Source organism: Gordonia sp. G4 (genome assembly GCF_057770005.1).
Map to the genome: position 1 here is coordinate 3,237,761 of NZ_CM173442.1, position 12,830 is coordinate 3,250,590.

At 68.3% G+C, this 12,830-nt stretch carries 12 protein-coding genes; 4 read left to right on the top strand and 8 right to left on the bottom strand.

Annotation, left to right across the window (positions count from 1 at the left end; genetic code table 11):
* Nucleotides 1–73 precede the first annotated feature (73 nt).
* The 3 genes from AC3B5T_RS14465 (at nucleotide 74) to AC3B5T_RS14475 (ending at nucleotide 2,391) form a co-directional block, all read left to right on the top strand.
* A complete protein-coding gene (locus tag AC3B5T_RS14465) occupies nucleotides 74–1,003 on the top strand; it encodes an LLM class F420-dependent oxidoreductase (RefSeq protein ID WP_055474937.1) in 930 nt (309 codons plus the stop codon).
* Between the two features lie 140 nt (nucleotides 1,004–1,143).
* Nucleotides 1,144–1,533, top strand: coding sequence for a hypothetical protein (locus tag AC3B5T_RS14470; protein WP_010841761.1), 390 nt, complete (start codon nucleotides 1,144–1,146; stop codon nucleotides 1,531–1,533).
* A 21-nt stretch (nucleotides 1,534–1,554) separates the two neighbouring features.
* Nucleotides 1,555–2,391 (top strand): alpha/beta hydrolase, encoded by an 837-nt coding sequence (locus tag AC3B5T_RS14475; RefSeq protein ID WP_055474936.1) that lies wholly within the window; start codon nucleotides 1,555–1,557, stop codon nucleotides 2,389–2,391.
* A gap of 15 nt (nucleotides 2,392–2,406) precedes the next feature.
* Here AC3B5T_RS14475 and AC3B5T_RS14480 read toward each other — a convergent pair whose 3' ends face one another.
* From AC3B5T_RS14480 to AC3B5T_RS14500, 5 genes are all read right to left on the bottom strand, one after another.
* Nucleotides 2,407–2,856: a hypothetical protein gene (locus AC3B5T_RS14480; RefSeq protein ID WP_055474935.1), complete on the bottom strand. Its 450-nt coding sequence runs from the start codon at nucleotides 2,854–2,856 to the stop codon at nucleotides 2,407–2,409.
* Nucleotides 2,857–2,967: 111 nt separating this feature from the next.
* A complete protein-coding gene (locus tag AC3B5T_RS14485; protein WP_055474934.1) occupies nucleotides 2,968–4,449 on the bottom strand; it encodes an alpha/beta hydrolase in 1,482 nt (493 codons plus the stop codon).
* 75 nt (nucleotides 4,450–4,524) lie between these two features.
* Nucleotides 4,525–5,337, bottom strand: a complete 813-nt coding sequence (locus AC3B5T_RS14490) for an alpha/beta fold hydrolase (RefSeq protein ID WP_055474933.1) — start codon at nucleotides 5,335–5,337, stop codon at nucleotides 4,525–4,527.
* A gap of 52 nt (nucleotides 5,338–5,389) precedes the next feature.
* On the bottom strand, nucleotides 5,390–6,325 hold the full coding sequence (locus AC3B5T_RS14495; protein ID WP_055474981.1) for an alpha/beta hydrolase: 936 nt from the start codon (nucleotides 6,323–6,325) through the stop codon (nucleotides 5,390–5,392).
* 308 nt (nucleotides 6,326–6,633) lie between these two features.
* Nucleotides 6,634–8,058 carry an aldehyde dehydrogenase family protein gene (locus tag AC3B5T_RS14500; RefSeq protein WP_055474932.1) on the bottom strand — a complete coding sequence of 475 codons (1,425 nt, stop codon included), beginning with the start codon at nucleotides 8,056–8,058 and terminating at the stop codon, nucleotides 6,634–6,636.
* Between the two features lie 183 nt (nucleotides 8,059–8,241).
* Between AC3B5T_RS14500 and AC3B5T_RS14505 the strand changes: the two genes are divergently transcribed.
* Nucleotides 8,242–8,562 (top strand): putative quinol monooxygenase, encoded by a 321-nt coding sequence (locus tag AC3B5T_RS14505; RefSeq protein WP_010841768.1) that lies wholly within the window; start codon nucleotides 8,242–8,244, stop codon nucleotides 8,560–8,562.
* Between the two features lie 6 nt (nucleotides 8,563–8,568).
* Here the strand turns inward: AC3B5T_RS14505 and AC3B5T_RS14510 are convergent, their stop codons facing one another.
* The 3 genes from AC3B5T_RS14510 to AC3B5T_RS14520 form a co-directional block, all read right to left on the bottom strand.
* Nucleotides 8,569–10,935 (bottom strand): MMPL family transporter, encoded by a 2,367-nt coding sequence (locus AC3B5T_RS14510; RefSeq protein ID WP_055474931.1) that lies wholly within the window; start codon nucleotides 10,933–10,935, stop codon nucleotides 8,569–8,571.
* A gap of 1 nt (nucleotide 10,936) precedes the next feature.
* Entirely contained in the window at nucleotides 10,937–11,596 is a 660-nt protein-coding gene (locus AC3B5T_RS14515; RefSeq protein ID WP_055474980.1) for a TetR/AcrR family transcriptional regulator, read from the bottom strand.
* Nucleotides 11,597–11,700: 104 nt separating this feature from the next.
* Nucleotides 11,701–12,714 (bottom strand): LacI family DNA-binding transcriptional regulator, encoded by a 1,014-nt coding sequence (locus AC3B5T_RS14520; RefSeq protein WP_055474930.1) that lies wholly within the window; start codon nucleotides 12,712–12,714, stop codon nucleotides 11,701–11,703.
* Nucleotides 12,715–12,830: the final 116 nt, after the last annotated feature.

Below are 12,830 nucleotides of genomic sequence, written 5' to 3' on the forward strand. Positions count from 1 at the left end.
GTCGGGCCGGATGGGGTCCGGCCGGACGCCGCCTCGCCATCGGAGGTGTGCCCACTCGGCGTAGGTTGAAAACGTGCAGCTGAGAATCTTCACCGAGCCCCAGCAGGGTGCGACCTACGACGACCTGCTCACCGTCGCCAAGGCGACCGAGGAACTGGGTTACGACGCATTCTTCCGTTCCGACCATTTCACCGGCATGGGCGGCGACGGCCTACCCGGACCCACCGACGCGTGGATCACATTGGCCGGCCTGGCCCGCGAGACCTCACGCATCCGGTTGGGGACCCTTGTGTCGTCGGCCACTTTCCGCCTGCCCGGACCGTTGTCGATCGCGGTCGCCCAGGTCGACCAGATGAGCGGTGGCCGTGTCGAATTGGGGATCGGGACGGGTTGGCACGAGCGCGAGCACGAGGCGTACGGGATTCCGTTCCCGCCGTTGAAGGAGCGGTTCGACCGCCTCGAGGAGAACCTCGAGATCATCACCGGGCTCTGGCAGACCCCGCTGGGTGACGAGTTCGACTACGAGGGCAAGCACTTTCACCTCTCGCGGTCACCGGCCCTGCCCAAACCCGTGCAGAGTCCGCGCCCGCCGATCATCATCGGAGGCAGCGGCAAGAAGCGGACACCCGCGCTGGCGGCGCGTTTCGCCGACGAGTTCAATGTCGTGTTCCAACCCCTCGACGTCGCCGGTGATCTCATCGGACGCGTCCGCACGGCGTGTCTGGACGCGGGTCGCGACCCCGCGTCCCTCACCTACTCCGCGGCGCTCGTATTGTGCTGCGGCCGCGACGAAGCCGAGTTCCGGCGCCGGGCGGAGGCCATCGGCCGGGAGCCGGAGGAGCTGCGCGAGAACGGGGCTGCGGGAACGCCGGACGAGGTGGCCGCGAAGATCGCGACCTACGGTGAGCTGGGCGTCACACGCATGTATCTGCAGACCCTGGATCTGTCGGACCTCGACCACCTCGAGCTGGTCGCCTCGGAGGTCGCCCCGCAGCTCGCGTGAGGGTCTGTCGGTCACGAGAGCTTGTCAGGTCACGACCGCCGCCCCGCTGCTCCTGTGGTGCGAGGAGCGATGGCGACGAGCCTCGAAGGGTTCGCCCGACCCGGCACCCGGCGCGGCCCGGATGGGCCATAATCCACCCCATGGCCGACAGGGGCGAGCACGCATCACCGAGACCGCCGGAACGTCAGCGCATCAAGAAGCTGGCGCAGGCCGCACTCAATGCCGATGTGACCGTCGAACAACTCGAGGGCATCCTCGCCGACATGGGCGAGACCCTCGACGGACTCGGACCGACGCTGGACGGACTGAACTCGACCATCGCGAAACTCGACTCGACGCTCGTGCGCCTCTCGGGGACCCTGGACCAGGTCGACGCCACCGTCGACCGCATGTCCGACATCGTCGGCCGGCTCGAGCGCGTCGTCGGACGGGTCGAGGCGCTCGTCGGTATCGGCGAAACCGCCCTCAAGCCGCTGGGCGCCCTGGAGTCGGCGGGCAAGTCCGTGGTCGCCCGGCTCGGCTGGCGCTGAACATCGAAACGAGATCAGGGAATGACACCGGAAGAACACAGTTTTCGCGGTCGGCACGGGCACACCATCGTCTATGACATCCATCGGCCCCAGGAGAGTCCGCGCGGCGTCGTCGTCGTGGTGCACGGTCTCGCCGAGCACGGTCGGCGATATCTGCATGTGGCCGAGCGGCTCGTCGACGAGGGTTACCTGGTGGCCATCCCGGACCATGTCGGTCACGGACGGTCGGGTGGCAAGCGCCTTCGGCTACGCCGGTTCGCCGACTTCACCGACGACCTCGACACCGTCCTCGCCCACGTCGCCGACGGAAGCGTCCCGACGTTTCTGATCGGGCACAGCATGGGCGGGTGCATCGCCCTCGATTACGCGCTCGATCACCAGGACAAGCTCGACGGTCTGATCCTGTCGGGCGCCGCCGTTCTGCCCGGCGACGACCTGCCCGACCTGGCCGTGCGATTCGCGCCGCTGATCGGACGGATCGCACCGGGGTTGCCCACCACCGAGCTGAGCTCGTCGAGCATCTCCCGGGACCCGGCCGTCGTCGCCGCCTACGACGCCGATCCGCTCGTGACGCGCGGCAAGATCCCGGCCGGACTCGGCGGCGCGATGATCGGCACCATGCGGTCGTTTCCCGAGCGCCTACCGTCGTTGCAGGTGCCCGTCCTGGTGATGCACGGCAGCGAGGACGCGCTCACCGATCCGCGCGGTAGCGAACTCGTCGAGCGACTCGCCGGGTCGGCGGACAAGACGCTCGTGATCTACGACGACCTGTTCCACGAGATCTTCAACGAGCCCGAGCGGCAGGTGGTGCTCGACGCGGTCACGACGTGGTTGCGCGGCCACACCGCGGACCGGTGAGCCGCGGAGCACCCCTCACGCGACTCGCACCAGCACACCGGCCACCAGGACCAGTACGCCGCCGATCTCGCCGACGATGAGCGCGAGCATGAACAGGTAGGTGCCGCGCGTCGGATCGACGAACTGATTCGTGGTGTCCCGCAGGGCCCCGTGGACGCAGTACGCGGCGATCGCGCCGACGAAGAAGACGATCGGGACCGCGGCCGCGATCACGTTGACGGCCGTCGGAAAGGCGCTGAGCGCGACCAGTGCCGCGAGCACGAGGGTGGCGAACGAGTACATCAGTGCCGCCCGATGCGCGATGTCGACGTACACGTGCGCCGTCCGCTCCGGCGAGGTGCGGATGCCGTGGTATTTCCACACACCCAGCGCGAGCGCCCAGACGAGGATCGCTCCGGAGGCCAGGACCACGACGGTCGTGTCGACGCCGACGAGATCGGCGAGATCGTGGTCGGCGGCGGTCATGGCTGAACGCTAGCAGCAGATCGGGCCGTCGAGGACCGGTCGCTCACCTGTCCCGTACCCGCTCACCCGATTTCGGTGAGCGGGTAGGGAAACGGCGAGCGTGGAGTGGGTTCAGCGAGACGGAACCGGGGTGGTGCTCGAGCTGCTGGGGGCCGACGAGCCCGGACCCCTGGGGGCGAGCCGCGGTGCATTCGGCGCGCTGGTCTCGGTGCTGGACTCCGGGGCGGTCGCGTCCACCGACTCCGACCCCGAGACCGCGGACGGAGCGAGTCCGGCCGACGAGGACTCCGATGAGGACGACTCGGCCGACGAGGACTCGGCGGCAGAGGACGCCGACTCCGAAGCGGATTCGGATGCGGAGGAGTCCGTGGCGGACAGACCGAAGAGGTCGAGGGCCGGCGATTCCTCGGCTGCCTTCTTCGCCGCGAGGGTCACCTTCGCGGGTGCCTCGGGATCGGGTTCGCCCGAGGCGGAGACGACCGTCGTCTTCGCGGTCACCGGCGGGTTGTTGCGCAGCGTGGTCAGCACGTGGTCCTTACCGTCGCCGAGGGCCCGTCCCCAGTTCTCCCAGGTGTGGCCGCCGTAGTTCGGCAACGAGATCACCGATACGCCGGCCTGCTTCGCCTGCAGCTGCATGAGCACGGTCGACACCGCGGACAGGATCTCGAGTGCCATCGCGCTGAGCTGGTCCTGCGGCGACAGCTTGGCCATCTCCGAGGGGGACAGGAATCCGTTGCCCGAGGAGATGATGAGGACCTGGCCGTTGTCGGCCAACTGGGTGAGGTTCTTCGACGGGTCGTTGTCGGTCCAGCGGGTACTTCCCGGCGCGCCCCACATGTTCACGACGCCGTTGACGTAGTTCGAGACCATCGTCTGAGTGGCCATGACGCCGAGGGCGCCGACCGGGTTGTCGGTCTGGTAGTAACCCGACATCGCCTGGACCACCTTGAACTGTTCCGGGTGGCGCTCGGCAAGGGTCACCGCCGGTCCGCCGGACATCGACAGTCCGATGATCGCGTTGTTGTTGCGTGCCACGCCGAACTCGCGTTCGAGGTAGCCCGGCAGCTCCGAGGTCAGGAACGTCTCCTGCTTGATGATCGTGTTCTTGTCACCGGCGCCGCCGTCCCAGTCGGTGTAGAACGACGACGCGCCGCCCACCGGCATCACCAGGGTGGTGTCGGCCTTGGCGTCGTAGACCTTGGCGGCCTGGACATCGGTGGTCCACGCCGAGCGGGTCTCGCTGGCCCGCATGCCGTCGAGCAGGTAGACGCCGCTGTCGCTGCCGCTCGAGGCGCGGATCTGGACGATCACCTCGCGCTTCTGCGACTCCGACCACACCTTGCAGTTCTGGACGTAGTTGCCCGACTTGTCCCAGGTACACCCCGGTCGCAGGACCTCGGGATGCCCGCGCAAGGCGCTTGCGGTGTTCGACGAGTTGAGCAGCGTGCTCGCCCCGAACAGGCCGAGGGTGAGGATCACGACCACCGAGATGCCGGTGAGGACTCGGCGTCGAGGTGAGAATCTGCGCGGCGACTCGGGCGTCTGGCCCGCGGGGGTGGAGGGAACGGGCGGTTCGCTGTGCGAGTGCGACATGGAGCTCCTGACATACGCGGCCGTCCGATCACACGGTGCCGATGTCAGGGATGTCGTTCGGAGAGGGGACCGGTGTTACCGGCCCGACGGATTTTCTCGGGCAATTTTCCTGACGACCTCGGCGGTGTCGCCCGGACGTTCCCACCAGAACATGTGCCCGACGCCGGCCCACCGTGTCAGGGTCGCCTGCGGGATGAGATCGGCCAGACGCTCGCCCTCGGCGACCGCGATCACCTCGTCGACGTCCCCGTGGATGACCGCGGTCGGCATGGTGAGTGATCCGATCCGGTCGCGGGTGTCGTGTCCCGCGCATGCGCCCGCCTGCCACGCGACGACGGCCGACGGCACGCGGCGCTGCGTCGACATCGACACGAAACGGTCGAACGCCCCGGTGTGGGCGGTGTACCCGGGCGACAGATTGACCTCGAACGCGGTGCGGGCGACGCGCGTGGCGTCGCGGGAGGAGATCGCCTCGACGAGGCGGATCGCGCCGGGCGCGCCGATGGCTCCGGGGCCACCCGCGGTGGTGCACCCGAGGACGAGACTGCGCACGCGGTCCGGGGCGGCGAGGGCGAGTTCCTGCGCGATCATGCCGCCCATGGAGGTACCGAGGACGTGGGCGCTGTCCCAGTCGAGTCCGTCGAGGATTCCGCGGGCGTCGTCGGCCAGGTCGGCGATGGTGAACGGCCCCTCGGCGCGACTGCTCGCCCCGATGCCCCGGTGGTCGTAGACGGCAACCGAGAAGTGCGGCGTCAACTCGTCGAGGAGCTCGTCGGTCCACATCCCGCGGTGTGCGGACATGCCGCCGATGAGCAGGAGCGGTTCGCCCTCGCCGAACACCTCGGCGTCGAGGACGGGGCCGGTGTCGGACACGACGGGGATCTGCATGCGCCGATCGTAGCCACGCGGACAAGGGGATACGTATGTACCGGGATTCCCCTCACAGGGCCGGCGCGATGGCCTTCCACATGTTGGGGAGTTCCTTCTCCCAGTAGTACCAATGGTGGGTTCCGACGTCCTGCAAGGCGTCGGTGAAGGGCAGGCCCGCGCGCCGCAACTGCCCGGCGAACCGGCGCGAACAGTCGCTGGTCGCGATCTCGAAGGCCGATGACGCGGCAAGCACCACCTGGTACAGGCCTTCTTCGGGTGTCACGTCGCGCTTGATGTCGGCGGGTCCGAGGCGGCCCGCGCCGGAGTACAGGTAGAGGGCCTTCCCGCGGAGGCTGTCCAGACGGAGCGCGGGATCGTGGTCACGCCAGCCCCGGGACCCGACCGTTCCCCACAGATTGTCCGCGTTCGCCCCGCCGCGGGCGAGTGTCGCCCGGACGTAGGTCTCGCCCTGCGGCGAGGACACCGGTGGACAGCCACTGATCGAGGCCACCGCGCGGTACAGCGCCGGGGTGCGGGAGGCGATCGTGAACGCCGCCTGTCCACCCATCGAGACGCCGGCGATACCCCGGGAACCATCGGATTCGAAGCGCGCGTCGATGAGCGGCGGAAGTTCCTTGGTCAAGAACGTCTCCCACATGGGTCGGCCCACCCGTGGGTCCCGGCGCTCCCAGTCGGCGTACTGGCTCCCGTACGCACCTGTCGGGAGCACGACGTTCACGTCCTTGTCGCCGAAGAACTCATCGACGTTGCCGGCTCCGCGCCAGCCGCTGTCGTTGCCGCGCGAACCCGCCCCGTCGAGGAGGTAGAGCGTCGGCCGGGGCCCGGTCTTGACTCGTGGCGTCAGGACGAACAGCTTGATCTTCTTGGACATCGCCGCCGAGTAGACCCAGACCGCTGCGCGGGTGGGTGACTCCTGCGCCACCGACACGATGCGCGACTCGGCGGGCGCCGCGACCGCAGGCGTGGCGGCCAGAGTCAGAACCACCGGGCACGCAACCACCAGACACGCGGCAGCCGCCGCGCGAAGAACTCGAAACACTGTCCCCCCGTTTGCGTCACGTGGACGCTCTTCCCCCGAAAGATGTGGAATCGACCGCGGGGCATCGAGCCGCCGCGGTCGAAGTCGTTCGGCCAGCGTAAGACGTTCGCGAAGCTCTGTCCGGACTTGCGAGATATCGGATTCGGCCACCGCTCGTGCCGCGACCCGCGCGGCGGGACCGCTCGACGCCGCCGCCGGGCACTCCGATCAGGAATGCCCGGCGGCGTCACCGGGTGTACGAGAGGTCTACGCCCTCAGGCGCCGAAGCCGAGCAGCGACTTCACCTCGAGGAACTCGTCGAAGGCGTAGTCGCTCCACTCGCGTCCGTTGCCGCTCTTCTTGTAACCGCCGAACGGTGCGCTCGGGTCGAGCTGGGCGCCGTTGAGCGAGATCGAGCCTGCGCGGATCTGCGATCCGATGCGGCGGACCTCGTCGACGTCCTTGCCCGACACGTAGCCGGCGAGGCCGTATTCGGTGTCGTTGGCGACCTTGACCGCTTCGTCGATCGAGTCGTACGCGATGACCACGAGGACGGGGCCGAACACCTCGGTGCGGGCGATCTCCATGTCGTTGGTGACGTTGGTGAAGACGGTCGGCTTCACGTAGTAACCGGTCTCGAGACCCTCGGGACGGCCGGCACCGCCGACGACCGCGGTGGCACCGTCGGCGACGGCGCGCTCGATGAGGCCCTGGATCTTGTCGAACTGCGCCTCGGAGACGACCGGCCCCAGCTTCACGTCGGTGGTGGGATCGCCGACGGTGAGCTCGGCGGCGACGCCCTTGGCGATCTCGGCGACCTCGTCGACGCGACTCGCGGGGACGAGCATCCGGCTCGGAGCATTGCAGGACTGTCCCGAGTTCATCATCATCGTCGCGATGCCGCCGGCGACGTTCTTCGCGAAGTCGTCGTCGTCGAGGATGATGTTCGGGCTCTTGCCGCCGAGCTCCTGGGCCACGCGCTTGACGGTCGGCGCAGCGGTCTTGGCGACCTCGATACCGGCACGGGTGGAACCGGTGAACGAGATCATGTCGATGCCCTCGTGGCTCGCCAGAGCGGCGCCCACGCCGGGGCCGTCACCGTTGACGAGATTGAACACGCCCGCGGGCACGCCCGCGGCGTCGAAGATCTCGGCGACGATCGCCGCGCTGAACGGTGCGACCTCCGACGGCTTGAGGACCATGGTGCAGCCCGTGGCCAGGGCCGGGGCGACCTTGCACATGACCTGGTTGAGCGGCCAGTTCCACGGGGTGATGAAACCGCAGACGCCGATCGGCTCCTTGGCGATGCGCGAGCTGCCGCGATCCTCGACGAACTTGTATTCCGGGAGCTGGGCGGCGGCGGTCATCAGGTGGCCGAGACCGATGGGCACCTGCGCGGCATTGGTCAGGCCGACCGGCGAGCCCATCTCCTCGGTGACCGCGGCGGCGAGGTCGCCCATGCGGTTCTGGTATTCGGCGATGATCCGGTTGAGCACCTCGAGACGCTCGGAGACGGTGGTCTGCCCCCAGGTGACGAAAGCCCGGCGGGCGGCGGCGACCGCGGCGTCGACGTCGGCGGCACCACCGATGGCGACCTGACCGGCCGACTTCTCGGTGGCCGGGTTGATGACGTCGATGAGGTTGAGCTCTGCGGGCTCGACCCACTGGCCGTCGATGTAGAACTTGGTGATGTCCGGCATGGTGCCTCCGTTGCAGCCTGAAGTGAGGACAATTGTTGTCTGTTTCACACTCTAGGCGCTGCTGCGACCGGGGTCTCGTGAATCCCAGCCTCCGGTCGTGACACTTTGTGACCGATTCTGGGACAGCCGTCCCAGTCGCAATCTGCGACGGTCGGCCCGCCGGTGTGGAGCTAGGGTCGAGTCATGATCCTCATCGTCGTGAAGTTCCCGATCAAACCCGAATACGCCGACGAGTGGCCCGAGTTGTCACGCGAATTCACCGAGGCGACGCGCGCCGAGCCCGGCAACAAGTGGTTCGACTGGTCGCGGTCGATCGAGGATCCGAACACCTATGTGCTGGTGGAGGCCTTCGACGACGACGCCGCGGAGGCGCACGTCACGGCTCCGCACTTCAAGCAGGCCCAGCAGGAACTCCCCAAGTACCTCCAGCGCACACCCGACGTCATCAACACGACGATCGACGGTGACAGCTGGTCGGAGCTCGGGGAGTTCCGGGTCGACTGACCCGGCTCAGCGGCCGGCGCGGACCCCGGACGCCGCGTCGGCCTCTCCCGCAGCATCCGCCGGGCGGGCGGCATCGTCGCCGAGCCCCAGCTTCTCGCCCTCGATGTCGACGTCGGGGAGAATCCGGTCGAGCCAGCGCGGCAGCCACCAGGCCTTGTCGCCCAGAACGGTCAGCACCGCCGGCATCAGCGTCATCCGGACCACGAAGGCGTCGAAGAACACCGCGGCCGCCAGTGCGAAGCCCATGACCATGATGAAGGCCATGTCCTGCAGCATGAACGCGGCGAACACCGAGATCATGATCGCCGCCGCGGCCGCCACCACACGGGCGCTGTGTCGGTATCCCTCGACGACCGCGGTCTTGGCGTCGGCCCCGTGTACGTAGGCTTCCCGCATTCGCGTCACCAGGAACACCTGGTAATCCATCGCGAGCCCGAACACGATGCCCACCAACATGATCGGCAGGAACGACACCAGCGGTTGCGGGTTGTCGACGATGCCCAGCACGCCGTCGGTGAACAGCGCCACCGTCACGCCGAAGGTCGCGGCGACGCTCAGCAGGAAGCCGAGGGCCGCGGTGAGCGGCACCAGGATCGAGCGGAACACGATGATCAGCAGGATGAACGCGAGACCCACCACGACCAGGAGGTAGGGGATCAGCGAACTCGACAGGCGGTCGGAGATGTCGAGTTCGATCGCGGTCTGGCCGGTCACGCCGTAGGAGATGCCCATCGTGCTCTGCACCTGGGGCTCCATCTCGCGCAGGGTCTCCACCAGTGCGGGAGTCGCCTCGTCGGCCGGGGCGGTCGACGGGATGATCGTGATCTTGGCGGTGTCGCGGGCCTCGTTGAGTCCACCGGCGCCGATCTGGGCGACCTCGACGTTGTCGACACGACCGAGGTCGTCGACGAGGGTGTCGAAGGCGCGCAGGCGTTCGCCGGTGTCCTCGATGGCTCGACCGTCCGCGACGACGACGAGCGGTCCGTTGAAGCCGGGGCCGTAGCCGTCGGCGACCATGTTGTAGGCCTTGCGCTGGGTCTCCGACGGTTCGGCGGTCCCGTCGTTGGGCAGTGCGAGCTTGAGGCCGGCCATCGGGATCGCGAGGACCACGAGGAGTCCGACGATCGCGACGGTCACGGTGCGCGGACGCGCCACGATGCGCTGGACCCAGCGCTGGCCGTTGTGGACGCGGTCGGTGTCGTGCGGCCCGACGTCGGGAGCGTTGAGACGCGGCACGCGACCGGCGAACGCCTTGCCGCCGAAGAGTCCGAGGATCGCCGGCAGAAGCGTGAGAGCGACCAGCACGGCCGCGACCACGGTGCCCGCCGCGGCGATACCCATGGCGGTGAGGAACGGGATGTTCACGATCGCCAGCGCGGCCAGTGCGATGACGACGGTGCTGCCGGCGAAGACGACGGCCGAACCGGCGGTGCCGACGGCCCGGCCGGCCGCATCGGCCCGGTTCGCCGAGCGATGGATCTCGTGGCGGTAGCGGGAGACGATGAACAGCGCGTAGTCGATGCCGACCGCGAGGCCGATCATCGTCGCGAGGATCGGGGTCTCGTTGCTGAGATCGAAGAAGTGGGTGCCCATCTGGACGCCGAGCATCCCGATCGCCACTCCGACGATCGCGGTGATGATCGGCATGCCCCACGCGACGAGGGAGGCGAACGTGAGGATGAGGATCAGCGCGCCCACGCCGATACCGATCAGCTCGGAGGTGATCCCGAGCTCGAATTGCTGTGTGGCGGAACCCTTCATCTCGACGGTCAGTCCCGCGGCCCGCGCGTCGTCGGCGATCGCGTCCATCTGCTCCCGCATCGTCTCGGTGACATCCGACGACGCCTCGACGTCGAAGGAGGCGCCGAGTTGCGCGACGGTGCCCGCCGCGTTGATCGGCGAGGTGGCCTGCGCATCGGCGGCCGCCTCCTCGGCGTTCTTGCCGAAGGTCTTCTCCTGGAAGGCGGCCGACAGTTCACGGAGTTGACCCGGTGACTGCTCGGTGCCGTAGGAGACGAACGGGTTGGTGATCGAGTCCGGGCTCTTCACGTCCTCGACGGACCTGAGGCCGGCGACCATCGAGTCGATGGCCTCCTGGTACCGGGGTTCGGTGAGCGTCGAACCCTCCGGTGCGCGAACGACATACGTGACGCCGATGTCGGAACCGAACGTGGCCTCGCCGGGGAAGCGCTCGACCATCAGGTCCTGCGCCTTCTCCGACGGGATACCCGGGATCGAGAACGACTCCGACGTCGGCTTGGCCAGCAGGCTCGCGCCGATGCCCAGCCCGATGAGGACCAGCACCCAGATCGCGATCGTCTTGAGGCGGTTCTCGAACGCCCATCGCCCTAGTCGGTACAGGTGTGTTGCCACGTCAGTGCTCCTCGAGGGATGGGTCGGCGAGTTCGTTCAACGGTGGGATGGGTTGTGCGAGCCCGGACGCCAGCTGGTCGAAGGCGGACTCCAGCACGGTGGCCAGGTCGGCAGCGGTGCCCGGGGTGTCGTCGTGATGGGTCACCCAGAATTCGAGGGCGACGCGGATGGTGGTGATCGCGTTGTGCAGGACGAGGCGCGGATACAGGGTGTGTGCCGGCTGCCCGCGCTGCGCGCACAGTTCGGCGAGACGCGCTTCGACGGTGTCGCCCAACTCCATGTCGCGGGACCTGGCCGTCAGCCCCGGATCCGTGTCGAGGAGGCGCAGGAGCGCGACGATCTCGGCGGGTTCGCCGACGTCGGGCGAGGTGGCGGCCTCGATGAGGGCGGTCCGGACCGAGCAGAAGAAGCTCTCGTCCGTCGGTCGGGCCTCGATCCGCGCCACGATCGTGTCGAACAGCGACGACACGAAGTGCAGCAGCGCATCCTCTTTGCCGCTGAAGTAGTTGTGGAACGTGCGGACCGAGACGTTCGCCTCCGCCGCGACGGCGTCGATCGTCACGTGATCCATCCCGGCGCTGGTGGACAACCGCAGCACAGCGCGGGCGAGCGCCGAACGGGTCGCCGCCTTCTTCGCCTCGCGGAGTCCGGGGGAGTTCACCTCACCCACGGTACGGAACTTGCAGAACCCTGCAAACTTGCAGGACTACGCAATATTAGGAGAGTCCTCACACCGTCTACCCGGCGATGGCGTGCGTCACACCATCAGCCCAGTGTCGATGCGCGGGCGACCAACTCGGGCTGGAACACGAGGTTCGACGGGACGTGGCGTTCGGCGGGATCGTCGGCCGCGCTCATCAGCAGATCGACCGCGGTGACGCCGATGCGGGAGGTCGGCTGCCGGATCGACGACAACGGGACGACGGCCGAGCGGGCGAAATCGATGTCGTCGTAACCGATCAGCGCGATGTCGTCGGGAACGCGGACGTCGCCGCCGAGCATCGTCAACGCCTGCAGGACCCCGATGGCCAGTAGGTCGTTGGCGCAGAACACCGCATCCGGTCGGTCTCGGGGGGCCCTGGCCAGCAGGGCCTGTCCCGCCTCGCGTCCGGCCAGCACACTCAGGTTCGCCGTCTGCACGACCTTGAGCGTGGCGTCGTCGACGGCGTCGACCGCCTCCTGCGCGCCCCGGCGGCGGTCCGCGACCTGCCGCAGTCCGGGCGGTCCGCCCACGAACACGATCCGGCGACGACCGGTCTCGCACAGGTGCGACACCGCGAGCCGCCCGCCCGCGATGTCGTCGACGGCGACGGAATCGAAGGGCGAGCCGCCGGCGTCCCGGTCAACGAGGATCACCGGGGTGCCGCGACGGCGCAGCGAGTCGAACCGCCGCAGATCGTCGCCGATCGGCGAGACGAGCAGACCGAACACCCGCTGCTCGTCGAAGGTGTCGAGATAGGCCTGTTCGCGCGATTCGTCGTCGTCGGAGGTGCCGAGCAGCACCGTGAGGTCGTGCTCGCCGGCCCGTTGTTCGGCGGCGCGGGCGATGTCGGTGAAGAAGGGGTTGCCCACGTCGAGAACCACCATGCCGACGCAACGCGATCGGCCCGCACGGAGTTGACGCGCGGCGTCGTTGCGCACGAAACCCAGCTGGTCGATTGCCGCCTGGACCCGCGCGACGGTCGCGGGCGAGACCTTTCCGGGCGAGTTGAGCACGTTCGAGACCGTGCCCACCGACACCGAGGCCGCCGCCGCGACATCCCGCATGCTCACACCCATGTGTCCATCTCACCAGATGCGATGCCGGTCCTCGCGTTTCGCGGACTCGGGAGGGTCGCCCATCTCGTGAGCTGATTGACTACGAACACCCGCGGTACCTCCTGTAGGAAAGGCGA

What these genes read in the sequence shown, in the direction of transcription:
- AC3B5T_RS14470 (WP_010841761.1), top strand. Translation starts at nt 1,144, where the DNA reads ATGGCCGACAGGGGCGAGCACGCATCACCGAGACCGCCGGAACGTCAG.
- AC3B5T_RS14475 (WP_055474936.1), top strand. Translation starts at nt 1,555, where the DNA reads ATGACACCGGAAGAACACAGTTTTCGCGGTCGGCACGGGCACACCATC.
- AC3B5T_RS14480 (WP_055474935.1), bottom strand. Translation starts at nt 2,856, where the DNA reads ATGACCGCCGCCGACCACGATCTCGCCGATCTCGTCGGCGTCGACACG.
- AC3B5T_RS14485 (WP_055474934.1), bottom strand. Translation starts at nt 4,449, where the DNA reads ATGTCGCACTCGCACAGCGAACCGCCCGTTCCCTCCACCCCCGCGGGC.
- AC3B5T_RS14490 (WP_055474933.1), bottom strand. Translation starts at nt 5,337, where the DNA reads ATGCAGATCCCCGTCGTGTCCGACACCGGCCCCGTCCTCGACGCCGAG.
- AC3B5T_RS14500 (WP_055474932.1), bottom strand. Translation starts at nt 8,058, where the DNA reads ATGCCGGACATCACCAAGTTCTACATCGACGGCCAGTGGGTCGAGCCC.
- AC3B5T_RS14505 (WP_010841768.1), top strand. Translation starts at nt 8,242, where the DNA reads ATGATCCTCATCGTCGTGAAGTTCCCGATCAAACCCGAATACGCCGAC.
- AC3B5T_RS14520 (WP_055474930.1), bottom strand. Translation starts at nt 12,714, where the DNA reads ATGGGTGTGAGCATGCGGGATGTCGCGGCGGCGGCCTCGGTGTCGGTG.